General features: G+C 65.5%; 24 protein-coding genes. 11 read left to right on the top strand and 13 right to left on the bottom strand.

Annotation, left to right across the window (positions count from 1 at the left end; translation table 11 throughout):
- The first annotated feature begins 1 nt into the window (after nucleotide 1).
- Genes IC762_RS09565 through IC762_RS09555 form a run of 3 tightly spaced genes read left to right on the top strand, consistent with a single transcriptional unit; the run spans nucleotide 2 to nucleotide 2548 of the window.
- Nucleotides 2-565 (top strand): nucleoside 2-deoxyribosyltransferase, encoded by a 564-nt coding sequence (locus tag IC762_RS09565; RefSeq protein WP_195788556.1) that lies wholly within the window; start codon nucleotides 2-4, stop codon nucleotides 563-565.
- Complete coding sequence (locus IC762_RS09560) at nucleotides 562-1317, top strand: TlyA family RNA methyltransferase (protein WP_195788555.1); 756 nt, start codon at nucleotides 562-564, stop codon at nucleotides 1315-1317. The genes IC762_RS09565 and IC762_RS09560 overlap by 4 nt, the downstream gene beginning before the upstream one ends.
- Complete coding sequence (locus IC762_RS09555) at nucleotides 1310-2548, top strand: class I SAM-dependent RNA methyltransferase (RefSeq protein ID WP_195788554.1); 1239 nt, start codon at nucleotides 1310-1312, stop codon at nucleotides 2546-2548. Before IC762_RS09560 ends, IC762_RS09555 begins: the two co-directional genes overlap by 8 nt.
- A 97-nt stretch (nucleotides 2549-2645) precedes the next feature.
- Here the strand turns inward: IC762_RS09555 and IC762_RS09550 are convergent, their stop codons facing one another.
- Nucleotides 2646-3497, bottom strand: a complete 852-nt coding sequence (locus IC762_RS09550; protein ID WP_195788553.1) for a DUF1194 domain-containing protein — start codon at nucleotides 3495-3497, stop codon at nucleotides 2646-2648.
- A gap of 222 nt (nucleotides 3498-3719) precedes the next feature.
- Here IC762_RS09550 and clpS point away from each other — a divergent pair, with 222 nt between their 5' ends.
- Nucleotides 3720-4025, top strand: coding sequence for an ATP-dependent Clp protease adapter ClpS (gene clpS, locus IC762_RS09545; RefSeq protein WP_195788552.1), 306 nt, complete (start codon nucleotides 3720-3722; stop codon nucleotides 4023-4025).
- 6 nt (nucleotides 4026-4031) lie between these two features.
- On the opposite strand, the gene IC762_RS09540 is transcribed toward clpS, so the two are convergent.
- The 4 genes from IC762_RS09540 to IC762_RS09525 all read right to left on the bottom strand — a co-directional run bounded on the left by IC762_RS09540 (nucleotide 4032) and on the right by IC762_RS09525 (nucleotide 7942).
- Nucleotides 4032-4919, bottom strand: a complete 888-nt coding sequence (locus IC762_RS09540) for a DMT family transporter (protein WP_195788551.1) — start codon at nucleotides 4917-4919, stop codon at nucleotides 4032-4034.
- An 11-nt stretch (nucleotides 4920-4930) separates the two neighbouring features.
- Nucleotides 4931-6124, bottom strand: a complete 1194-nt coding sequence (locus IC762_RS09535) for an adenylate/guanylate cyclase domain-containing protein (RefSeq protein ID WP_195788550.1) — start codon at nucleotides 6122-6124, stop codon at nucleotides 4931-4933.
- 48 nt (nucleotides 6125-6172) lie between these two features.
- Nucleotides 6173-7261, bottom strand: coding sequence for a chorismate synthase (gene aroC, locus IC762_RS09530; protein ID WP_195788549.1), 1089 nt, complete (start codon nucleotides 7259-7261; stop codon nucleotides 6173-6175).
- Nucleotides 7262-7342: 81 nt separating this feature from the next.
- Complete coding sequence (locus IC762_RS09525; RefSeq protein ID WP_195788548.1) at nucleotides 7343-7942, bottom strand: histidine phosphatase family protein; 600 nt, start codon at nucleotides 7940-7942, stop codon at nucleotides 7343-7345.
- A gap of 207 nt (nucleotides 7943-8149) precedes the next feature.
- Between IC762_RS09525 and IC762_RS09520 the strand changes: the two genes are divergently transcribed.
- Nucleotides 8150-8638, top strand: coding sequence for a sigma-70 family RNA polymerase sigma factor (locus IC762_RS09520; RefSeq protein WP_195788547.1), 489 nt, complete (start codon nucleotides 8150-8152; stop codon nucleotides 8636-8638).
- Nucleotides 8639-8705: 67 nt separating this feature from the next.
- A complete protein-coding gene (locus IC762_RS09515) occupies nucleotides 8706-9470 on the top strand; it encodes an anti-sigma factor family protein (protein WP_195788546.1) in 765 nt (254 codons plus the stop codon).
- 368 nt (nucleotides 9471-9838) lie between these two features.
- Here IC762_RS09515 and IC762_RS09510 read toward each other — a convergent pair whose 3' ends face one another.
- Complete coding sequence (locus tag IC762_RS09510) at nucleotides 9839-10795, bottom strand: DnaJ C-terminal domain-containing protein (protein WP_195788545.1); 957 nt, start codon at nucleotides 10793-10795, stop codon at nucleotides 9839-9841.
- Between the two features lie 147 nt (nucleotides 10796-10942).
- Nucleotides 10943-11353: an RT0821/Lpp0805 family surface protein gene (locus IC762_RS09505; RefSeq protein ID WP_195788544.1), complete on the bottom strand. Its 411-nt coding sequence runs from the start codon at nucleotides 11351-11353 to the stop codon at nucleotides 10943-10945.
- A 105-nt stretch (nucleotides 11354-11458) separates the two neighbouring features.
- Between IC762_RS09505 and pdxH the strand changes: the two genes are divergently transcribed.
- Nucleotides 11459-12100: a pyridoxamine 5'-phosphate oxidase gene (pdxH, locus tag IC762_RS09500; protein WP_195788543.1), complete on the top strand. Its 642-nt coding sequence runs from the start codon at nucleotides 11459-11461 to the stop codon at nucleotides 12098-12100.
- A gap of 95 nt (nucleotides 12101-12195) precedes the next feature.
- On the top strand, nucleotides 12196-12948 hold the full coding sequence (locus IC762_RS09495) for an SDR family NAD(P)-dependent oxidoreductase (protein ID WP_195788542.1): 753 nt from the start codon (nucleotides 12196-12198) through the stop codon (nucleotides 12946-12948).
- A 197-nt stretch (nucleotides 12949-13145) separates the two neighbouring features.
- Here the strand turns inward: IC762_RS09495 and IC762_RS09490 are convergent, their stop codons facing one another.
- Complete coding sequence (locus tag IC762_RS09490; RefSeq protein WP_195788541.1) at nucleotides 13146-13367, bottom strand: hypothetical protein; 222 nt, start codon at nucleotides 13365-13367, stop codon at nucleotides 13146-13148.
- 140 nt (nucleotides 13368-13507) lie between these two features.
- Nucleotides 13508-14485 (bottom strand): magnesium transporter CorA family protein, encoded by a 978-nt coding sequence (locus IC762_RS09485; RefSeq protein ID WP_195788540.1) that lies wholly within the window; start codon nucleotides 14483-14485, stop codon nucleotides 13508-13510.
- A 373-nt stretch (nucleotides 14486-14858) separates the two neighbouring features.
- On the opposite strand from IC762_RS09485, the gene IC762_RS09480 reads away from it, so the two are divergent.
- A complete protein-coding gene (locus IC762_RS09480) occupies nucleotides 14859-15557 on the top strand; it encodes a L,D-transpeptidase (RefSeq protein WP_195788539.1) in 699 nt (232 codons plus the stop codon).
- A 22-nt stretch (nucleotides 15558-15579) separates the two neighbouring features.
- Here IC762_RS09480 and IC762_RS09475 read toward each other — a convergent pair whose 3' ends face one another.
- The gene (locus IC762_RS09475) at nucleotides 15580-16707 is read right to left on the bottom strand and encodes an extensin family protein (protein ID WP_433995884.1); all 1128 of its coding nucleotides are present in this window, start codon (nucleotides 16705-16707) and stop codon (nucleotides 15580-15582) included.
- Nucleotides 16708-16783: 76 nt separating this feature from the next.
- On the opposite strand from IC762_RS09475, the gene IC762_RS09470 reads away from it, so the two are divergent.
- Both IC762_RS09470 and IC762_RS09465 read left to right on the top strand, forming a co-directional pair.
- Nucleotides 16784-18412 carry a fatty-acid--CoA ligase gene (locus IC762_RS09470; RefSeq protein ID WP_195788537.1) on the top strand — a complete coding sequence of 543 codons (1629 nt, stop codon included), beginning with the start codon at nucleotides 16784-16786 and terminating at the stop codon, nucleotides 18410-18412.
- 199 nt (nucleotides 18413-18611) lie between these two features.
- Nucleotides 18612-19469 carry a DUF1499 domain-containing protein gene (locus IC762_RS09465; protein WP_195788536.1) on the top strand — a complete coding sequence of 286 codons (858 nt, stop codon included), beginning with the start codon at nucleotides 18612-18614 and terminating at the stop codon, nucleotides 19467-19469.
- A gap of 44 nt (nucleotides 19470-19513) precedes the next feature.
- Here IC762_RS09465 and IC762_RS09460 read toward each other — a convergent pair whose 3' ends face one another.
- The 3 genes from IC762_RS09460 to ribB all read right to left on the bottom strand — a co-directional run bounded on the left by IC762_RS09460 (nucleotide 19514) and on the right by ribB (nucleotide 22962).
- On the bottom strand, nucleotides 19514-20431 hold the full coding sequence (locus IC762_RS09460; protein ID WP_195788535.1) for an MBL fold metallo-hydrolase: 918 nt from the start codon (nucleotides 20429-20431) through the stop codon (nucleotides 19514-19516).
- Nucleotides 20432-20563: 132 nt separating this feature from the next.
- Nucleotides 20564-21778, bottom strand: coding sequence for an acyl-CoA dehydrogenase (locus IC762_RS09455; protein ID WP_195788534.1), 1215 nt, complete (start codon nucleotides 21776-21778; stop codon nucleotides 20564-20566).
- A 107-nt stretch (nucleotides 21779-21885) separates the two neighbouring features.
- The gene (ribB, locus tag IC762_RS09450; RefSeq protein ID WP_195788533.1) at nucleotides 21886-22962 is read right to left on the bottom strand and encodes a 3,4-dihydroxy-2-butanone-4-phosphate synthase; all 1077 of its coding nucleotides are present in this window, start codon (nucleotides 22960-22962) and stop codon (nucleotides 21886-21888) included.
- Between the last annotated feature and the right edge of the window lie 61 nt (nucleotides 22963-23023).

The raw sequence follows: 23023 nt of genomic DNA, 5'->3' as shown, positions 1-23023 counted from the left end.
GATGAAAATCTATCTGGCAGGTCCTGACGTGTTCCTGCCGGATGCGGTCGAGATGGGCCGCCGCAAGGCGGATATCTGCGCCAGATACGGGCTCACCGCGCTTTATCCGCTCGACAACGCCATCGATCCCGCGGCCGCCGGCGCATCGCGGTCGATCTTCCGGACCAATGCGGTGCTGATGGAATCCGCCGACGCCATCATCGCCAACTTGACGCCGTTTCGCGGCCCCAGTGCCGACGCAGGTACCGTCTACGAACTCGGCTACATGGCGGGACGGCGCAAGCGCTGCTTTGCCTATTCGAACGATCCGGCGTCCTATGCCAACCGCGTGGCGCGACTGCAGCAGGTCGTCGAGGCGACCGACGGCCGGCTGATCGATGCGGAGGGGCTGACGGTGGAAGAGTTCGGATTGCCCGACAATCTGATGATGATCCACGCCCTCGAGCTGTACGGCGCGCCGTTGGTGACGCCACGCGAAGCGCCAGCCGACATCTGGCACGATCTCGCCTGCTTCGAGACCTGCGTGCAGCTCGCCGCCAAGCAACGATTGCCGGGTGTGAATTGACCGCGAACGGCAACAACGACGCCTCGGCCGCGAAGCGCGTCGACGTGCTGCTGGTCGAACGTGGCCTGTTCGAAAGCCGGGCCCGGGCGCGCGCCGCGATCGACGCAGGCCTCGTCGCCGCCGACGGCAAGCCGATCACCAAGGCTTCGGAGATCATCGCAGGCGATGCCGCGCTGACCGCCGAGCCGGCGCATCCCTATGTGTCGCGCGGCGGCGTCAAGCTCGCCGGCGCGCTGGAGCATTATCCGATCGATATCGAGGACCATGTCTGTCTCGACGTCGGCGCCTCCACCGGCGGCTTCACCGAGGTGCTGCTCGCCAACGGTGCGAGCTTGGTGTTTGCCATCGATGTCGGCCATGGCCAGTTGCATGCCTCGCTGCAGGATCATCCGAAGATCGTCTCGATGGAGGCGACCGACATCAGGAGCTTCGAAGGCAAACGCCTGCCGGCGCGGCCCGATGTCGTCGTGATCGATGTCAGCTTCATTTCACTGAAGCTGGTGCTGCCGGTGGCGCTGTCGCTCGCCGCGGCGCCGATGCATTTGCTGGCACTGATCAAGCCGCAATTCGAGGCGGCGCGAAAGCACTCCAAGCGCGGCATCATCCGCAACGCGATGGTGCATCAGGAGATCTGCGACGACATCGCCGCCTTTGCCGGATCGCTCGGCTGCACCGACATCCAGGTGTTCCCGTCCTCCATCACCGGCGGCGACGGCAATATCGAGTTCTTCCTCGGCGCGCGCCGTGGCTGAAACGCTCACCATCGACCGTGTCGGTCACCGCGGCGACGGCATCGCGATCGCCGCGCAGTCGGTCTACGTGCCCTATACGCTGGGCGGCGAAACCGTCGAGGTCGCCGATGTCCCCGGCAACCATCCCGACCGGCGGCAGTTGCTGCGCGTCGTGGACGCCAGCCCCGAGCGGATCGCGCCGTTCTGCCCGCATTTCGGCGTCTGCGGCGGCTGCGCGATCCAGCACTGGAACGAGACGCCCTATCAGGCCTGGAAGCGTAACATCGTCGTCGAGACGCTGGCGCAGGCCAAAATCGCGGGCGACGTAGCGCCCCTGATCGACGCCCATGGTGCCGGCCGCCGCCGCATCACGCTGCATGCGCGGACGGGCACCCATGATTTGCTCAAGGTCGGCTTCGCGGCGGCAGGCTCGCACGACATCGTCCCGGTCGACCGCTGTCCGATCCTCGATCCCGCGCTCGACGGCGCGCTGGAGGCGGCACGCGCAATCGCCGAGCCTCTCGCTGCGATGGGCAAGCCGCTCGATATCCAGGTCACCGCGACGCTCAACGGCCTCGACATCGACGTGCGCGGCTCCGGCGCGCTGCCGACGGCTGTCATCACCACGCTGTCGCGCATCGCCGAGAAGCACCGGCTGGTGCGGCTGACCCGGCACGGCGAGCTCGTGCTGATGCGCGCATCGCCGGAGGTCACGATCGGCAAGGCAAAGGTGGTCCTGCCGCCCGGCTCGTTCCTGCAGGCCACCGTGATGGGCGAGGAGACGCTGGCGCGGCTCGCGACTGAGCATTGCGGCCGCACCAAAGAGATCGCCGACCTGTTCTGCGGCGTCGGCCCGTTCGCGCTGCGTCTGGCCGAGAAGGCGCGGGTGATGGCGTTCGACAGCGATGCCGGCGCGATCGCCGCCTTGCAGAAGGCCGCGCAGGCGACGGGCGGCTTGAAGCCGCTGAAGGCCGAAGCGCGCGACCTGTTCCGCCGCCCGCTGATGCCGCAGGAATTGCGCGACTACGACACGGTGGTGTTTGATCCACCAAGGCAAGGCGCCCAGGCGCAGGCGACGCAGCTAGCGGCCAGCAAGGTGCCGAACGTCGTCGCGGTCTCCTGCAACGCCGCGACGTTTGCGCGCGACGCAAAGATCCTGATCGATGGCGGCTACAGGATGGTCGGCGTCACCCCGGTCGACCAGTTCCGTCACACCCCGCATGCCGAGCTGGTGGCGCGGTTTACGCGTTGAATCTAGCGGACCGTAGGATGGGTAGAGCGCCGCGAAACCCATCGCTGCAAAACACGATTGATGGGTTTCGCTGCGCTCTACCCATCCTACATGACCGCTACCGCCCCCACCTGTCCTGCCAGATCTTCTCACCGATCGTGCAACTGACCCGCGGTTCCTTGTCAGCGGTGCGCATGATCGGGCGCTCCGGGGTGCGGCCGGCGACTTCGAGCAGGAGCTTGGTGCGGATCGCTTCCTTGAACTTCTCGCGATCCTTGATCGAGACGACGAAGGAGCCGGGGCCGCCGATCACGCAGTCCTCGTAGTAATAGTCGAGATTCTCGATATCCATCGTGGAGTAGGACGGCTCCTTCACCATGATCGGCAGGCCGTTGATGACGATGCCCTTCTCGAGCGCCGCATCGCGCGCGGGCAGGATCGGCGAGCCGCTGTTGTTCGGCCCGTCGCCGGAAATATCGATCACGCGGCGCAGGCCGCGGTTCGGATTCTCGTCGAACATCGGGATCGCGAAATAGATCGCGCCGGAGATCGAGGTGCGCGAGGCGCGGCGCACCGGCGTCTTCATGATCTCGGCCGAGACCGCATCCGCGCTCTCGGGACCATCGATCACCCGCCAGGGAATGATCACCTTCTGGTCGTTGGAAGCGGCCCATTCGAAATAGGTGATCGAGATCTTGCCGTTCGGCCCGGCCTTCAGCGCCTGCAGGAATTCCTTGGAGACGATCGCCTGCGCATAGCCTTCGCGCTGCACCGCGAGTTCGTCCATGTCCATCGAATAGGAGACATCGACCGCGATGATCAGCTCGATGTCGACGCTCGGGTTGGCTTCTTTTTCAGCAAGGCGGTGGCCGCCCTGTGTTCCCGGGCCGGGCGCGGCAACACCGGCCACGTCGCCGCCGGCCAACATGCCCGCGACAAGCACCGCTCCGATCGAGACATACCAGCGCATTGCGGCCCTCCCGTCGTGTGCGTGTGATCGTGACACGCAAATCAGGCGGCGAAAAGTGCTGATATCATCTGTCCTTCACATTCGAGTTAGGCACGTGCGTGATCGCGCAACGACGCGGCTGCGCCGTGATGTTGCCGCAACGAGCCCGTGCAAATCGGCCGGTTCCAACGCGGACCGGAAGGCAGTAGTCTTACGGGCACAATTGCGAGGGAGCTGCGGGCGATGCCCGATACCGTCGTCAAGCCGAGAACCAGGACGAAGACCAAGGTCGAGCGGCCACGCCTGCACAAGGTGATCCTGGTCAACGACGACTACACGCCGCGCGAATTCGTCGTCACCGTGCTGAAGGGCGAATTCCGCATGACCGACGACCAGGCCTACAAGGTGATGTTGACGGCGCACCAGCGCGGCGTCTGCGTGGTGGCGGTGTTCACCAGGGATATCGCCGAGACCAAGGCGACACGCGCCACCGACGCCGGCCGCGCCAAGGGCTATCCGCTGCTGTTCACCACCGAGCCGGAGGAGTAACCCCTCTCAGCGTTCCGTCGGCTGCGCGGGTTGTACCCGCCTGCCCGCCACAATATCGGCGACCACGGCGCCGATCACCAGCGCGCCGCCGATCAGCGCGCGGACCGACGGCACCTCGGCGAAGGCCAGCCACACCCAGAACGGCATCAGCGGCGTCTCGAGCGTGGCGATCAGCGAGGCCTGCCCCGACGGCAAATATCTGGAGCCGACCGTGAATAGGGTGAGACCGAGCCCGACCTGGCAGACCCCGAACGCCGCGAGTACGCCGAGATCGGCGGCAGTGACCGCACCGATGCCGTGGGCGAACGGCAGGCTGACGACACTGCCGAGAAAATTCGACAGCGCGGCGGCCGCGATCATCGGCGTGCCCCTGTGCCGGCGGATCACCACCGTCATCAGCGCGATCGCCAGCGCCATCAGGCAGGCGAGGCCGATGCCGCGGTAGTCGGTGATGCCGCCGGCGCCGCTCACGGTGATCGTGATGCCGGCGAGCGCGATCAGGCTCGCCAGCAGCGTGCCCAGCCGCGCCTGCTCGCGCAGCCAGATCCAGGCGATCGCCGCAGCGGCGAACGGCTGCATCGCGATGATCACCGCGACATTGGCGACGCTGGTGAGCTGCAGCGCCGGAATGAAGGTCACCATGCCGAAGGTGGAGAGGCCGGCCACCAGCCATCCGCTCAAGGGCATCGCGATGAGGTCGCGCACGCCGCGCGCGCCTTGCGCGGCAACAAGAAACAACGCGATCGCACCACCGCCGAACAGACCGCGCCAGAACAGGATGGTCCAGGAATCGAAATGCAGCAGCCGGGTGAAGAACGGCGCGGTGCTCCAGGCCACCGCCGCCGCGACGATGACCGCAATGCCCTTGCGATGCTGCGCGACAGCGTCGGTCATGTCGTGCGCCCCTACGCGGAAGCCGCGCGCGACGCCTCGTCGTGCAGGCCATAGACCCGCTCGGCCTTGGAAAATCCTGCGATCGGAAACTCGCCGAGGTCGCTCCAGCCGCCGTCGCAAATGCCGGCGAAACGCTCCGAGGCCACCACCGTGCGGCCGAGCCGGCCGGCGATCTTCTCCAGCCGCGCGGCGAGATTGACCGCGGGCCCGATGCAGGTGAAGTCGAGCCGGTTGCCGCCGCCGATATTGCCGTAGAGCACGCGGCCGAGATGCAGCGCGACGCCGAACCGAAATCGCTCGACATCATCGCCATTGGGAAATTGCAGCGCCGCGACCCCGGCGCGGGATTCCCGCGCAGCCTCCAGCACCCGCGAGCAGACCTGCACCTCGTCGCCGACATACTCGTCGACCGGAAACACCGCGAGCAGGCCGTCGCCCATGAATTTCAGCACCTCGCCGCCATGGTCGCGGATCGCCGACACCTGGCAATCGAAATACAGGTTGAGGATCTCGACCACCGTCTCGGACGGCAGCCGGTCCGACAGCGCGGTGAAGCCGCGCAGGTCGGACAGCCAGATCGCCGCATCCATCGTATCGGCGCTGCCGCGCCGGATCTGGCCGCCCATGATGCGCTCGCCGGCGCGGTTGCCGACATAGGTGTCGAGCAGCAACGTCGCGGTACGGCGCAAGGTGACGATCTCGATATAACGCGCCAGCGGCACCGTGATCGACCGGATCGCGTCCAACTGCTCCTCGGTGAAGCCGCCGGGCCGCTTGGTGGTCCAGCTCGAGGCATTGACGAAGCCGTCGGTATAGACCAGTGGCACGGCGATGTAGTCGGTGACGCCTTCCGCCTGCAGGTCGACAACGATCGGAAAGCGCGTGCTCGCCGGATCGTCCGACCGCGCTCGTACCTCACGCCCTTGCCGGAACACGATCGACAGCGGGCTGACGGCGAACTCCGGCGACTCCATGATATTGTGATCGACCGTGCCGGTCTCAACTTCGGCACCCGGCTTCCAGAAGAAGTGGCGGCCATAGATTTCGGGATGCAGCGTGCGGACGAAGACGCCGACCCGCCACAGCGGCAGCCCGGCCCGCACCAGCCGCTCGCAGCATTCCGCCATCATCTGCGGCGGGGTCGGGGCGGACCGCGCGCCGTCGACCATCCATGCGATGATGTCCCGCAACTCCGACGCGTTCATGGCAGTCCCTTACCGCGAGCACCCGATCTGACGACCAGTATATAGGGATCAGCGCCCGATCTGCCCGCGATCGCGCAGAAAATGATCGGCCAGCACGCAGGCCATCATCGCCTCGCCGACCGGCACCGCGCGGATGCCGACGCAGGGGTCGTGGCGGCCCTTGGTCAGGATGTCGGTGTCGGCGCCCTTGCGATCGACGGTCTGGCGCGGGGTCAGGATCGACGAGGTCGGCTTGACCGCGAAGCGCACCACCACCGGCTGGCCGGTCGAGATGCCGCCGAGGATGCCGCCGGCATGGTTGGAGAGGAAGCGCGTGCCGTTGTTGCCGGTACGCATCTCGTCGGCGTTCTGTTCGCCCGACAGCTCGGCGGCGCCGAAGCCGGCACCGATCTCGACGCCCTTCACCGCATTGATGCTCATCATCGCCGACGCCAGCTCGCTGTCGAGCTTGGCGTAGATCGGCGCGCCGAGCCCCGGCGGCACGCCTTCGGCCGTGACCTCGATCACCGCGCCGATCGAGGAGCCGCTCTTCCTGATGCCGTCGAGATAGCTTTCGAAGAACGCCGCCTTGTCCTTGTCGGGGCAGAAGAACGGATTGTTGGCGATCTCGTCCCAGTCCCATTTGTCGCGGTCGATCTTGTGCGGACCCATCTGCACCAGCGCGCCGCGCACCTTCACCTCGGGCAGGATCTTGCGCGCCACCGCGCCGGCCGCGACGCGGGTTGCGGTCTCGCGCGCCGAGGACCGGCCGCCGCCGCGATAGTCGCGGAGGCCGTATTTCGCCTCATAGGTGAAGTCGGCATGGCCGGGGCGAAACTTGTCCTTGATCTCAGAATAGTCCTTCGAGCGCTGGTCGGTGTTCTCGATCAGAAGCGCGATCGGCGTGCCGGTCGTCACCTGCACACCCGTCTCGGGATGCGCCATCACACCGGACAGGATTTTGACCGCATCCGGCTCCTGGCGCTGGGTGGTGAAGCGCGACTGGCCGGGCCGGCGGCGGTCGAGGTCGCGCTGGATCTCCTCCGCAGTGAGCGGGATCAGCGGCGGGCAGCCATCGATCACGCAGCCGATCGCGACCCCGTGGCTCTCGCCAAAGGTCGTGACACGGAACATATGGCCGAAGGTGTTGAAGGACATGCCGTGTGGTAACGCGCGGGGTCGGCAGCGTCAAACAGCTTCGTCACGCCCGGCCATGACGAGGGTGAGAGTCGCGCGCCCTTAATTATATTTCCGCAAGCTACCCTCGCCGAACACGTACACCGCACCCTGCTCGATATAGAGGTCCGCGGCGCTCGCTGGCGTCTCGTGGCCGAGCGCGACCATCAGCGCGCGCGTCGTGCCACCGTGAGCGACCGCGACGATGTCCGAGGTCAGCGAGCGGTACCAGTCGGTCATCCGCGCCTGCACCTCGACATAGCTCTCGCCGCCGGACGGCGCTACCGTCCATTTGTCGGCCTGGCGGCGGGCGTAGAGCGCGGGATCGGCGGCCTGCGCCTCGGCCAAGGTCGAACCTTCCCAGACACCGTAGCCGATCTCGCGCAGCCGGCGGTCGAGCGCATAGTCGCCCGGCGAAAGGCCGAGCTCGGCGCGCACCAGCTCCATGGTCGCACGCGCCCGGATCAGCGGGCTCGCGACGAAGGGCAGCGTCGTCTTGTCGCGGCCGTCGCGCGCCAAGAGATCGCCGAGCACGCGTCCGGCATGCGCGGCCTGCCGGCGTCCGAGTTCGTTCAGGGCGATGTCCCGCGTGCCCTGCAGCCGGCCTTCGGCATTCCACGCGGTCTCGCCGTGGCGGATGAAGTAGATTGTCGGCGATGGCATTGCGTGACGACTTGTTGTTAGCTCGGCGAGATGTCGGGCCCTCGGCCGCGCAGGTGGTAACCGGAATCGGCATGCCCGGTACAGCCCAAATTGACGCCGCACGACAGCGCCCTTGCGCAAATCGGCGCGAGCAGGAATAGCCGCGCCGTTGGGGTGTTATGTTGAGCAAGGCGGCTCGCCGCCGAGACCATCGAAGACTTGGTATACATGACCGCGTTTCGCCAAAGTGTCGAAGCCATGATTCCCGCGCTGCGCCGCTATGCGCGGGCGCTGGCGCGCGACAGCGATATCGCCGACGACCTGGTGCAGGATACGCTGGTGCGCGCGCTGCGCTCGGAGCGGCTGTTTCTCGGCGGCGATATCCGGAGCTGGCTCTACACGATCCTGACCAATCTGAACAAGAATCGCCGGCGCTCGCTGGCGCGGCGGCCGCCGCTGCTGCCGCTGCTCGACAACAATGCCGACGCCAGTGGCACCGAGGCCGAGGGACGCGACATCGCACGCGCGCTGTCGACGCTGGTCGAGGAGCAGCGCTCGGTCCTGCTGCTGGTGATGCTGGAGGGCATGAGCTACCGCGAGGTGGCCGACATCCAGGGCGTGCCGATCGGCACCGTGATGTCGCGCCTCGCCCGTGCCCGCGCCCATGTCAGGGCGTCGCTGGAGGGCGAGCGCCCGGCGCTCAGGCGGGTGAAATGATTGGCGTGCGCAACGACAGGCTGATGCCTGAACGATTTCCAAACGAAATTTGACAGAGACGACTGCGATGACCGAACCGAAAATTCCCGTTACCGAAGACGAGCTGCACGCCTTCGTCGACAACGAGCTGCCGGCCGAACGCCGCGGCGATGTCGAGGCATGGCTCGCGACGCATCCCGACGATAACGCCCGCGTGCAATCGTGGCGCGCGATGGCCGAGGCGCTGCATGCGCGCTACGATGGCGTGCTCGACGAAGCGGTGCCGAAGCGGCTCGAGCTCGAACGGCTGGTGCGCCAGCCGCGGCGCTGGATCTACGGCGCGGTGGCGGCGACGCTGCTCGCCTTCGTCGCCGGCGGCGGCGCCGGCTGGGTCGCGCGCGGCGCGGCGGCCACGCCCTCGACCTTCCAGAGCTTCACGCTCGATGCGCTCGATGCGCACCGGCTCTACGTCGTCGAGGTCCGCCATCCCGTCGAGGTGCCCGGCAACGAGCGCGACCATTTGCAGCAATGGCTGACCAAGCGCTGCGGCTGGGACGTCCGCGCGCCCGAGCTCGCCGGGCTGAAGCTGGTGGGCGGCAGGCTATTGCCCGGACCGAGCGGGCCGGCCTCATTCCTGATGTATGAAAGCACGTCCGGCGAGCGCTTCACGGTGTACACCGCGAAGGCCAAGACCGAAGCAACCCAGATGCGCTACGCCGCCGAGGGCGGCGACGGTGCGCTGTTCTGGGCCGATCGCGGCGTCGCCTATGTCGTCTCGGGCGGCAGCGACCGCAGCCGGCTGACCCAGGTGGCGCGGGCGGTCTACGACCAGATGGAGAAGGCTGGGGGATGATGACGCCCGTAATTCTACGGGAGTTTTGCGGCGCACCGACGGTGAGTGAATCCAGCCTCACTCAGCGTCCCAATTCGGACATCGAAAATTTCGAATCGCGTCATTAGCGCGTCTCATTATCGCACCGGATGATCACGCGAAGATGATGCGCGTTCGATCCGCCGATCGGCGCACGCGGCCTCGATTGGGGTTTGGTACCGCGCTGGTCCCCCTCTCGAGGCCGCACTCCTTTTCCGCCACCCGTCCCGCCCGCACGCCGCGGACTGGCAGGTCGCAGGTGACGCCTTTGAACGCGCTCCGCATGCCTGTTGTCTACCCCGATAGAGTCCGGGGTAGCCAGTTTCGCATCTGACGCGCGTTACCGGCGATCAGCCCAGATCGCCGCGCGGATTGTAGGGGTGCTTGTCCCGCCACGTCTGCATCAATGCCTCAAGCTCGGCATCGTTCCCGTCGGGAAGGATGATGCGGGTGATGACGTAGAGATCGCCGGAGACGCCCGCCTTCGAGAGGCCCTTGCCCTTGAGGCGGAACGTGCGTCCGCTCGAGGTATTCTTCGGGATCGACAATTCGACCGCGCTGCCAAGCGTCGGCACGCGGACCTTGCCGCCGAGCACTGCTTCGTAAAGCGTGATGGGCAGATCGACCCTGAGATCGTTGCCGTCGACCTTGAAGAACGGATGCGGCGCGATCGAGATCGTGATCAGGAGATCGCCGGGCGGATGACCTTGCGCGGTCTCGCCCTGCCCCTTCAGCCTGATCTGCTGGCCGGAGGTGACGCCTGCGGGAATCTTGACGTTGAGCTCGCGCCCGGTCGGGAGCCGCACCCGCTTCTCGCCGCCATTGACGGATTCCTCGAGCGACACCGTCATCGCGACCGACAGATCGAGGTCGAGCCCGACCCCGCCGCCGTCGAATTCGAACGGGCTGCTGCGCCCGGCGCGGCCGCCACCGCGGGTGGCGCCACCGAACATGTTGTTGAGGATATCCTCGAAACTGCCGCCTCCGGCCGCGCCGCCGCCGGGACCGCCGCGGAAGCTGTACTCGAAACCACCAGGGCCGGCACGGCCTCCGGCGCCGCCGCCGGGGAAACCCTGGAAACGCGGCTTACCCTCGGCGTCGATTTCGCCGCGGTCGAACTGCTTGCGCTTGTCCTCATCGCCGACGATCTCGTTGGCGGTGTTGAGCTCGGCAAAGCGGGCCGCGGCCTTCGGGTCGTTCTTATTGCTGTCGGGGTGGTGCTTCTTGGCGAGCTTGCGATAGGCGCTCTTGATCGCCGCGGCGCTGGCGCTCCGCGGCACCCCCAAGACCTCATAGGGGTCGCGCATCCGTCACGTCTCCTTCACGGGAAAATCAGATCTGAGTTGGGAACCCGTCTGGGCCCACTTTATCTTGATGTGGGGGCTCAGTGGCATTTTTGCAACTGGTCATGGGCCCGGAATGCTCATCTGCGAGAGCGCAGCGAGCCGGACGCTTCACGACTTTCTCCACGGCTTCAAACTATTGATGACCCACCGCCCCTGTCCAGACTTGCAGGCGGCGCCCTGCAGCCAGCTCTCGGTGGCGCCATTGACGTAGCTCGCGAGGAAATCCCGGCAGGTCCGGCCGTCCTCGCCCGAATAGGCCTGGGCCAGCGGCGTCACCGAGCCGCGTGCGCCGGTCTCGGGATTCTCCCAGGGCTGGCTGGCATCCTTGTCGCCCTTGGTCAGCACGTCGGAGGCGGCATTGCGGGTGAAGGCGAGATCGCTCTCGGTCGGCGCCGCAGCACTGACCAATGTCGGACTGATCGAGCCCGTCACATCCCTGTCGTCCATCTTGGCGAAGGCATCGACGCGCGACACGCTGCAGCCGCTTAAGCCGACGCCGATCAGAATCAATGTAAGCACCGCGCCCGTGGGGCGGATGGCCGATAGGCCAACGCCTTCCCATGCCCTATATAGGGCTGAGAGCGCGTGTTCTGACGCGGGCGGACGCAAATCGGGACCTCAGACATGACCGACACGACCTCCATCAAACACCCGGCACCGTTAACATCGGGTGATTTTACCGCGGCGGAGGAGCCGTTCGCCCTGTTCGCGGAATGGTTTGCGGAAGCCGCCAAGTCGGAGCCGAACGATCCGAACGCGATGGCGCTCGCGACCGTCGATACCGACGGCCTGCCCGACGTGCGCATGGTGCTGATGAAGGGTTTTGATGCCGACGGCTTCGTGTTCTACAGCCACATCGCCAGCGCCAAAGGCCGCGAGCTCGCCGCAAATCCTAAGGCGGCTTTACTGTTCCACTGGAAATCGCTGCGCCGCCAAGTGCGCATCCGCGGCCCGGTGACCCCTGTCACCGATGCCGAGGCGGATGCCTATTTCGCGACGCGGCCGAAGCAGGCGCAGATCGGCGCTTGGGCCAGCAAGCAGTCGCAGCCGCTGGAGAGCCGCTTCGCCTTTGAGCAGGCGATCGCCAAGGTCGGCGCCAGATACGTCATCGGCGAAGTGCCGCGGCCGACCGGCTGGAGCGGCTGGCGCATCACGCCGCAGCGCTTCGAATTCTGGCACGATCGCCCGTTCCGGCTGCACGACCGCATCGAATTCCGCCGCGACGACGCCGGGCAGGCGTGGTCGAAACTGCGGCTCTATCCGTGAAACCAAGTACCGTCATGGCCGGGCTTGCCCCGGCCATCCACGTCTTGATCCGCAACATCTGCAGACGTGGATGACGACAACGAAAGAAACCGTCGATGTCACGCCCATCCAACGCGCCGCGCCGCACACTGCTCCTGACCGGCGCCAGCCGCGGCATCGGCCACGCCACCGCGATCCGGTTCTCGTCCGCCGGCTGGCGGGTCATCACCTTGTCGCGGCATGCCTTTCCGGAAGTCTGCCCATGGGGTGCCGGCCCGGAAGACCATATCGAGGTCGACCTCGGCAGCCATGACGACACCGTGCGCGCAATCTCCGAGATCCGCAGACGGCTCGACAATGACGAGCTGCACGCGCTGGTCAACAATGCCGCAATCTCGCCGAAGGCACCGGGCGGCGGACGGCTCGGTACCATGGACACCGATATCGAGACCTGGACCCATGTCTTCCACGTCAACTTCTTCGCGCCGGTCATGATCGCGCGCGGCCTGATCGAGGAGCTGAAGCACGCCAAGGGCGCCGTGGTGAACGTCACCTCGATCGCGGGCTCGCGCGTCCACCCGTTCGCGGGCGCGGCCTATGCGACCTCGAAGGCTGCACTTGCTGCGCTGACACGGGAAATGGCCTCCGACTTCGGCCGCGTCGGTGTCCGCGTCAATTCGATCGCGCCCGGCGAGATCGACACCGCGATCCTGTCGCCCGGCACCGAGAAGATCGTCGACCAGCAGATCCCGATGCATCGTCTCGGCACACCGGACGAGGTCGCCAAGATCATTTACGTTCTCTGTACGGAAACCAGCTCTTACGTGAACGGTGCGGAAATCCACATTAACGGTGGTCAGCACGTCTGAGCATGATCCGAAAAATGGGACTGGTTTTCCCTCGCGACAAACGCGAAGCGTTTGCGCGGAGATCATGCTCAAGAAAAAGAGCTGAGCAGGTAGGCTGGTCGCTTTTTGGGGGGAGAGAGGTGCCGGCCGCCGCCGCGGCCGCAGTTTCAAGGATTGCTTCGATTGCAGGGCGCAGCGAGGCAACCAGGCTTCTGCCTTCAGTCCGCGTAGAAACGGCGCGGCTTCTTCTCGATCGGCTGCAGCGCGAGCGTGTTCAGCGCGCTGGAGCACTCGTCTTCGTTCTCGCCATCAAGCATCGTAGCGCCACAGTAACGGCAAAGCTTCGGCGAGATCGCCTGCACCTTGCCCAAAGCGCGATCCTGTTGATAGCGCGCAAAGTCGATGACGTTACGCCGTGGCGTTATGATTTTCGCAACCATTGCAGTCCTCCGGCTTTCGAGGCGAGCGTTATCGCAGACAAGTTTCGCCCAAACGTTCAGCGCAACGCTCAAATTTTAGGGGAGGAAATGAGGCAGCCTGCCCGAATCCCAAAATGCGACGCGCAGCCAAAACACAGGGGCTACAGCCACTTCTTCCACTTGAATATCCAGTACGGCACGATCGCCGCAGCCAGCATCATGACCAGCGCGAGCGGATAGCCGTGCGCCCATTCCAGTTCCGGCATCACCTTGAAGTTCATGCCGTAGATCGAGGCGATCAGCGTCGGCGGCATCAGGACCACGGCCATCACCGAGAACAGCTTGATGATGTTGTTCTGTTCCAGATTGACCACGCCGAGCATGGCGTCGAGCACGAAAGTGATCTTGCTGGACAGATAGGAGGCGTGGTCGGTCAGTGAGGCGACGTCACGCTGCATGGTCTTGAGCTGTTCGCGCATGTCCTTCGACCATTTCACGCCCTCGACCACCGCGGACAGGAAGGTGACGAGGCGGCCGATCGAGACCAGGCTTTCGCGCACCTTCGACGTCAGGTCGCCCTTGCGGCCGATCGCGATCAGGATCTGCGAATAACGCTTGGCGTTGCCATGACGTTCGCTCTCCGGCTCGAAAATGTCGTGCGAGACCTGGTCGATGTCGGCGCCGCAGCGTTCCAGGATGTCGGCGCAGCGGTCGATCACTGCATCGAGCAGCTCCATCAGCACCTGCTCGCCGGTGATGCCGGGCGTACAGGAACGCGCCAGCTTGTTCTCGACCAGCGCGAACGGCTTCGGCAGGTCGTAGCGCACCGTCACCAGGCGGTGGCCGGTGAGGATGAAGGTGACGGCGGTGGTGCGCGGCATGTCCGTGTCGGACTGGCACATCAGTGTCGCCGTCATGTAGCGGGCGCTGTTCTCGATATAGAGCCGGCTGGAGATCTCGATCTCCTGCATGTCTTCCCGGGTCGGGACCGCGATGCCGGCGAGTTTCTCGACCGCCCGGTCTTCCTCCACGGTGGGGTTGACCAAGTCGATCCAGACCGCGGTCTCGGGCAGCGCCGCCAGGTCGGTGCCGGCGGTCTTCTTGAGGGACAGATCGGAGGGGACGAACACCGACAGCATAGAGAACTCCACGAAACAGGCAGGCGGGATCGCAAGGGGGCCTTACAAGAGACTTGGGTGGACTTAACGCGATTCTGGCTGGCACTGCATGACCGGCGCATTAACCGGGCGTCCACGTTTATGGCGCCCGGGTGGCGGTGAGATGGCACCCGCTGGGCACCTGTTCGGCGACCGTTGCCTGTTTGCACAAAAATCGGCCGGGCGCCAGCAGGGCTGCGGCAAAAAAGCCACAGGCAGCGTCCCGCGATGCGGGAAAGGCATCTAAACGCTGGGAAGAACGGCAGGTTTCGGCAATAATGCCATTAATGGAATCGTGGCGTTTGGGGCGCAATCTTGGCGCTTTGAGACGCAGATTTTCGATTGGACCGTAATCATGTCGTCGTTCAAGTTTACCTTCGGAATCCTGGCCGCGGGCCTGATGTTGTCGGGCTGCATGCAGGCCACGACCTACGAAGCCACCAACACTACGAACTTCAAGCCGCACGACAAGGAACTGCTCGCCAAAGCCAGCTTCACCCAGACGCCGGTCGCCGAGCCGTTCCGCCGTGCCATCGTCGAATATCACCGCAAGGAACTCCCCGGTTCGATCGTGGTCGATTCCGACAACCATTACCTCTACTACGTGCTGAACGACGGCAAGGCGATCCGCTACGGCATCACCGTCGGCGAAGAGGCGATGGCTTGGTCCGGTATCGCCAAGGTCGGCAGCATGACCGAATGGCCGGCCTGGCACCCGACCCCCGGCGAAATCTCCCGTCTCGGCGTGCCGACCTTTGTCGCACCGGGTCCGGATAATCCGATGGGCTCGCGCGCGATGTATCTCTACGCGAACGGCAAGGACACGCTGTTCCGCATCCATGGCACCAACCAGCCGGAATATATCGGCGCGTCGATCTCCTCGGGCTGCATCCGCATGACCAACGTGGATGCCATCGACCTCTACAGCCGGGTCAAGATCGGCACCATCGTCGTGGTGCTCGAGCCGAAGCACGGCGACTCCCCGTTCAATTCGCAAATGGCGCTGCAGGGCGGCGGTGGCGGCAACACGGGCGTCGGCGCGACCACCTACTGATACGCGCGATCGTCGCTGAATATCAAAGGCGCCGGCTTTGCCGGCGCTTTTTTGTTGGCTGCGGCTTTGGCTCGCTCGCGGGCTGCGGTGCCGCGCCCTCGTCGTCCTTGGCAGCATCGGGCTTGCCGCTGTCCTTGCCAGCGTCGGATTTGGCGGCCACCTCGCGCGGCGGCGCTTCCTCGGGGCGCTCGGCCGGCAACAGCGGCGCTGTCTGGGGCAGCGGATCGTACACGTTCCACTGGCAGATCCGGTAGTTGTTGCGACGCTCCATCAGGTCAAGATGGATGTGGTCCTCGTGGTACCAATCCGAGCCAGGGCCGAGCACGGTCGAAAAGCGCGCGCAGACCGAATGCAGCACGGTCTCGCGCAACTCGCGCGGCACGCTGCGATCGGTCAGCGCGATCGACTTGCCGTTGGCGAGCGTGAAGGCGCGCACGTCGAGCGCATTGGCGCGGCCGTGTTCGGAGAGCTGCGCGCCGGCGACGCGGTTGCGGCCACGGCACTCGAACGAGTCGAAATTGTCGAGCACGCTGATCGGGCTGCCGAGGCCCTGCGTGAGCGGGGCGATATCGGAGCGGACCCAGTCGGCGATCGCGCTCGCCATCTTGCAGCGGAGCGTCGCGGCCGGCTTCACCGTGACCCTGCGCTTGTCCGGCAGCACGATCGCCTCCAGCCGCACCAGATCCTCGCCGCCGCAGCCACCCGGGCCGTGGATGTCGGGGATGCTCGGCGCGATCGCGATCTCCTCGGTCAGCGCCTGCCGGCAGGCCGAGGGCTGTGGCGCGGCGGGCTCGGCCGGTTTTGCCGTCTCCACCGGCTTTGCGGTCTCGACAGGCTTGGCGGCCTCCGCAGGTTGGGCCGGCTTGGCGGGAGGCTGCGTCGTGGCTGCGGGCTGCTCCGGCTCGTCGGCTTCGGCCGGGCGCGGCCTCGGCAGCGGCACCGCGACGCGGAGGGCAGCTGCGCGCGGACGGTGCGGCCTAGTGCCGAACAAATCATCCCACGGGAACACCGGCGGACGCCGCGCCTCGGCTGGGGTGGCTTGCATGCCAAGCCAAAGCACCGCCATGGCAGCGGTAACCATTGCCGCGCGGCCGCGGCCAAACGCGCCACCAGACCATTTTCGGCTTGCTTTCTCCGCGCTACAGTTCATGTCAATTCCATGATTTCACCGCCGGCCGCCCAAGATGCCGGTGGATCATGCGTGAGGATCGAGGAGGGATTTGCGTATGCTTGGCTTGATGCAGGACTGGCCGTTGTTGTGTCACAAGATTATCGAGCACGCCGCGAAATATCACGGCACGCAGGAGGTCGTGACGCGGTCGGTCGAAGGCCCGATTCATCGCACCAACTACGCCGAAATCCATGCCCGTGCACTGAAGGTTTCGCAAAGCCTGGAGCGCGACGGCATCAAGCTCGGCGACCGCGTCGCCACGATCGCCTGGAACACCTGGCGCCACCTCGAGGTCTGGTACGGCGTGATGGGCATCGGCGCGATCTGCCACACCGTCAATCCGCGGCTGTTCCCGGAGCAGATCGCCTGGATCGTCAACCACGCCCAGGACCGCATCGTCATCACCGACCTCACCTTCGTTCCGGTGCTGGAGAAGATCGCCGACCAGCTGCCGAGCGTCGAGCGCTACATCGTGCTGACCGACAAGGCGCATATGCCGCAGACCACGCTGAAGAACGCGGTCGCCTATGAAGACTGGATCGCAGCCTCCGACGGCAAGTTCAAGTGGAAGACCTTCGACGAGAACACCGCGGCGGCGATGTGCTACACCTCCGGCACGACGGGCGATCCCAAGGGTGTGCTGTATTCGCACCGGTCCAACGTGTTGCACGCGTTGATGGCCAATTCGAAGGACGCACTCGGCACCTCCGCCGCGGATACAATGCTCCCGGTGGTCCCCTTGTTCCATGCCAACAGCTGGGGCATCGCCTTCTCCGCGCCCTCGATGGGCACCAAGCTCGTGATGCCCGGCCCGAAGCTCGACGGCGCCTCGGTCTATGAGCTACTCTCGACCGAGAAGGTCACGCATACCGCCGGCGTGCCGACGGTGTGGCTGATGCTGCTGCAATACATGGCTGCCAACAATCTCAAGCTGCCGCACCTGCAGATGGTGATCTGCGGCGGCTCGGCGATGCCGCGCTCGATGATCAAGAACTTCCTCGATATGGGCAGCCAGGTCCGTCACGCCTGGGGCATGACCGAGATGAGCCCGCTCGGCACCCTGGCCACGCTGAAGCCGCCGTTCACCGAACGTCACGGCGAGGAGCGGCTCGACATCCTGCAGACCCAGGGCTACCCGCCCTACGGCGTCGAGATGAAGATCACCGACGATGCCGGCAAGGAGCTGCCGTGGGACGGCAAGACCTTTGGCCGCCTCAAGGTCTCCGGTCCGGCGATCGCCAAAGCCTATTTCCGGGTCGATGCCAACATTCTCGACGAAGAAGGCTATTTCGACACCGGCGACGTCTCCACGATGGACGAGCACGGCTACATGCGGATCACCGACCGCTCCAAGGACGTGATCAAGTCCGGCGGCGAGTGGATCTCCTCGATCGATCTGGAAAACCTCGCGGTCGGCCATCCCGCCGTCGCGGAAGCCGCCGTGATCGGCATCCATCACCCGAAATGGGACGAGCGGCCGCTGTTGATCGTGCAGCTCAAGCAGGGCCAGAGCGCCACGCGCGAGGACATCCTGAAATACATGGATGGCAAGATCGCGAAATGGTGGATGCCCGACGACGTCGCCTTCGTCGACGGCATTCCGCACACCGCGACCGGCAAGATCCTGAAGACCGCACTGCGCGACCAGTTCAAGGACTACACGCTGCCGACCGCCGCGGCGTGATCTGGGTTATTCGTCATGCCCGGGCTTGACCCGGGCATCCACGACTTGTTCGTGCCGATGAAACGTGGACGGCCGGGTCAAGCCCGGCCATGACGAGTTGGGTGCCCCCAAATCCCTTGAAATCGCCGCAGGTCCGTGGTCTCACACGGCCTTTGGAGCCGGTGCGCCCGGCGGAACAGCAACCGGCAGATTTCTCGCGATGGCCCGCAGGTTTTCCGCTCCCTACCAGCAGGAGCCCGTGTCCGGTTTCGCCACCTGGTCGCGCAACCTCGCCATCTTCTCCGTCGTCGCGGTGCTGATCTCGATCCTGATCGTCCGCTTCGGGTTCCTGGAAGTGAAGCCGGCGCTGGCGACGTTCTTCGGCGCGCTCGGCTGTGCTGCGCTGTCGATCCTGATCGGGCTCGGCGCCTTTGCCGCGATCTGGCAGAACGGCACCCGCGGCATGGGCCGGATCCTGCTCGCCTTCCTGATCGATGCCGCCGTGCTCGCCTATCCGGGCTACCTGGCCTATCAGTACAAGAAGCTGCCGCGGCTCTACGACATCACAACCGACCCGATCGACCCGCCGCGCTTCGAGGCGCTGGGGCGGCTGCGCACCGGCGAAGGCACCAATCCCGCCGCCTACGCCGGCCTCGCTTCGGCCGAGCGGCAACGCACCGCCTACCCTGACATCGAGACCGTCGAACTCGAGGTCCCCGCCGATCGCGCCTATGAGATGTCGCTGCGGCTGGTCAACCGCCGCAAATGGCTGGTGATCGACGCACGTGCGCCGCAGCCCCCGCGCAACATCGGCCGCATCGAGGCGGTGGCGCGCACGCCGATCATGGGTTTGCGCGAGGACGTCTCGATCCGGGTCACGCCCGATGACGAGGATTCGCGCGTCGACATCCGCTCGGCCTCGCGCTATTTCGACACCGATCTCGGCAGCAATGCCACGCGGGTGAGGAAGATGATCGAGGACCTCAACACCGCCGCGGAGAACGACAATTCCAAGCCGGTGAAGAAGGCAGCGCCGCCGGTTGCGCCGAAGGCACCCGCGAAGACGGTGAAGAAATAGCCCTCACCTCGTCATTCCGGGTAGCGCGAACCCGGAATGACGAGCTAGGCCATCCGATACGTCCCGCCGATCACGGGATCGCCGTCGGTCGCGACGATGCCGCGCGCGACCAGGTCCTCCAGATGCGCCAGCACGGAATAGCCGGCAGCGGTAGCGAGCCGAGGGTCGAGCCCGATATAGATCGCGCGCACCATGGTCGGGATGTCTGCCTCGCCCTTCGCCAGGCGATGCAGGATCGAGGCCTCGCGCGCACGGCGGTGGCGGGCAAGGAAGCGGACATAACGCGGGCCTTCCGGAATCTCCGGACCGTGGCCCGAGAGATAGAGCTGCTCACCCCGCTGCTCCAGCCGCTCCAGCGAAGCCATGTAGTCGATCATCGAGCCGTCGGGCGGTGCCACGATGGTGGTGGACCAGCCCATCACATGGTCGCCGACGAAATTGATGCTGCGTTCGGGCCAGGCAAACGCCAGATGATTGGCGGTGTGGCCGGGGGTCGCCACCGCCTCCAGCACGAAATCAGCGCCTTCGATGACGTCGCCGTTCTTGACCACGACATCGGGCTTGAAATCGCGGTCGGCACCCGACTCGGGATTGTGCTTCTCGCTCTCGAAGCGCGGCCGCGAGGCGCGGTGCGGGCCCTCGGCATAAACAGGCGCGCCGGTCGCAGCCTTGATCCGCGGCGTGTTCGGCGAATGGTCGCGATGGGTATGGGTGACCAGGATGTGCGTGACGGTCTCGCCCTTCACGGCATCGAGCAACGCCTTCGCGTGCGCCTCGTCATCCGGACCGGGATCGATGATCGCGACCTTGCCCTTGCCCACGATATAGCTGACCGTGCCGGTAAAGGTGAACGGGCTCGGATTGTTGCAGAGCACGCGGCGAACGCCGGGGCGGACCTCTTCGACCACGCCGGGCTTGAGTGGGAAATCGCGGTTGAACGGGATGTCGTCGTTGTCGGCCATGGGGACTCCCTAGCGTCATTCCGGGGCAGCCCGACAGGGCTGAACCCGGAATCTCGAAGTGAGGGAAATGAATACGGCGCGAGATTCCGGGTTCGCACCAATGGGCGCGCCCCGGAATGACGAGCAAAGATCTTACGAAAACGCCTGGATGCCGGTGATCGCGCGGCCCAGGATCAGGGCGTGAACGTCGTGGGTGCCCTCATAGGTGTTCACCGTCTCGAGGTTCGCGGCGTGGCGCATCACGTGATACTCGATCTGGATGCCGTTGCCGCCATGCATGTCGCGCGCCATCCGGGCGATGTCGAGCGCCTTGCCGCAATTGTTGCGCTTGACGATCGAGATCATCTCCGGCGCCATCTTGCCCTCGTCCATCAGGCGGCCGACGCGGAGCGAGGCTTGGAGGCCGAGCGCGATCTCGGTCTCCATGTCGGCAAGCTTCTTCTGCACCAATTGGGTGGCGGCGAGCGGACGGCCGAACTGCTTGCGATCGAGCGTGTATTGCCGCGCGCGGTGCATGCAGTCCTCGGCGGCGCCCATCGCGCCCCAAGAGATGCCGTAGCGGGCGCGGTTGAGGCAGCCGAACGGGCCCTTCAGGCCGGAAACGTTGGGCAGCAGCGCGCTTTCCGGCACCACGACATTGTCCATAACGATTTCGCCGGTGATCGAGGCGCGCAGCGAGAGCTTGCCTCCGACCTTCGGCGCCGACAGGCCCTTCATGCCCTTTTCCAGGATGAAGCCGCGGATCTGGTTGTCGTGGGCGGCCGACTTGGCCCAGACCACGAAGACGTCGGCGATCGGCGCGTTCGAGATCCACATCTTGGCGCCGTTGAGCTTGTAGCCATCGGCGACCTTCTCGGCGCGGGTCTTCATGCCGCCGGGATCGGAACCGGCGTCCGGCTCGGTCAGGCCGAAGCAGCCGACCCACTCGCCCGTCGCGAGCTTCGGCAGATACTTCTTGCGCTGGCTCTCGTCGCCATAGGCGTAGATCGGATACATCACCAGCGAGGTCTGCACCGAATTCATCGAGCGATAGCCGCTATCGACGCGCTCGATCTCGCGCGCCACCAGGCCGTAGGCGACGTAGCTCGCGCTCGCGCAGCCATAGTCCTCGGGCAGGGTGACGCCGATCAGGCCGAGCTCGCCCATCTCGTTGAAGATCTCGCGGTCGGTCTTCTCTTCCAGATAGGCCTTGGTGACCCGCGGCAGCAGCTTGTCCTGCGCATAGGCCCGCGCGGTGTCGCGGATCAGGCGCTCGTCCTCGGTCAGCTGGTCGTCGAGCAGGAACGGATCATCCCACTGGAAGCTGGCTGCAGCCGGCTTGTCCTTGGCCTTGGGGCTCACGCTCATGAAACTTCCTTTCGCATCGTCCATCAAAAATTGGCGGATAAACTAGAGCGCTATGCTGCAAAGCGCAATTGGTGATCACGCTCACCGGCGTTCCGGAATGACCGTCGCTAGCTATCGAGCTTTTCGTTCGACACGATCTCGATGCCGAAACCGGACAGACCCTTGTAGTCGTGCACTGACGAGGTGAGATGCCGGATCGAGGTGACGCCGAGATCGCGCAGGATCTGCGCGCCGACGCCGACCTCGCGCCACTGCTTGTTGCGATCGGCCTCTGCCGATTTCGTCTCGCCGACGGGCTGGACCGGAACACCGGCCGCGCCATCGCGCAGATAAACCAGGACGCCGCGGCCCGCGCTCTTGAAGTGGCGCAGCACGGCTTCCATCCGCGCCGGACCGGTGAACAGGTCCTTCACGATGTTGGGCTTGTGCAGCCGCGTCAGCACGTCGCGGCCGTCGCCGATGCCGTTATAGACGAAGGCAGCGTGCATGATCTCGTCGAAGGGCGAGCGATAGGCATAGCCCTGCAGCGGGCCGATCGGGCTTTCGGTGGTGAAGGTCGCGACCCGCTCGATCAGCTTTTCGCGCGCCTGACGGTAGGCGATCATGTCCGCTATCGTGACATGCTTCAGCTTGTGGGCGACGGCAAATTTCGCGACCTGCTCACCCTTCATCACGGTTCCGTCGTCGTTCATCAACTCGGAGATGACGCCGACCGGCGGCAGGCCGGTGAGCTTGCACAGATCGACCGCGGCCTCGGTATGGCCGGAGCGCAGCAGCACGCCGCCGTCGCGGGCGATCAGCGGGAAGATGTGGCCCGGGCGCGCGAAGTCGTTGGCGCCGGCATTGGGATTGGCGAGCGCGCGGCAGCAGGAGGCGCGTTCCTCGGCCGAAATCCCGGTGCCACCGTCGGGCTTGTAGTCGATCGAGACGGTGAACGCCGTGGTGTGGTTGGACTCGTTGTGCGCCACCATCGGATCGAGCCGCAGGCGCCTCGCGTCCTCGGTCGTGATCGGCGCGCAGACGATGCCGGAGGTGTGGCGGATGATGAAGGCCATCTTTTCCGCCGTGCAGAACGACGCCGCGACGATCAGATCGCCCTCGCCTTCCCGGTCGTCATCATCGGTGACGACGACGAGTTCGCCCCGCGCAAAAGCTTGCAGCACTTCCTGGATCGTATCGGCCATTGTCCTGACATCTCGCTGATTGCAGGCAGTGGATTAGCCGGGTTCCGAACCTCGCGCCAGT

This window comes from Bradyrhizobium genosp. L (assembly GCF_015624485.1).
Taxonomy (GTDB): Bacteria; Pseudomonadota; Alphaproteobacteria; order Rhizobiales; family Xanthobacteraceae; genus Bradyrhizobium.
The sequence above is the reverse complement of the archived record's forward strand: the minus strand, read 5'-3'. Positions and strand labels throughout refer to the sequence as shown.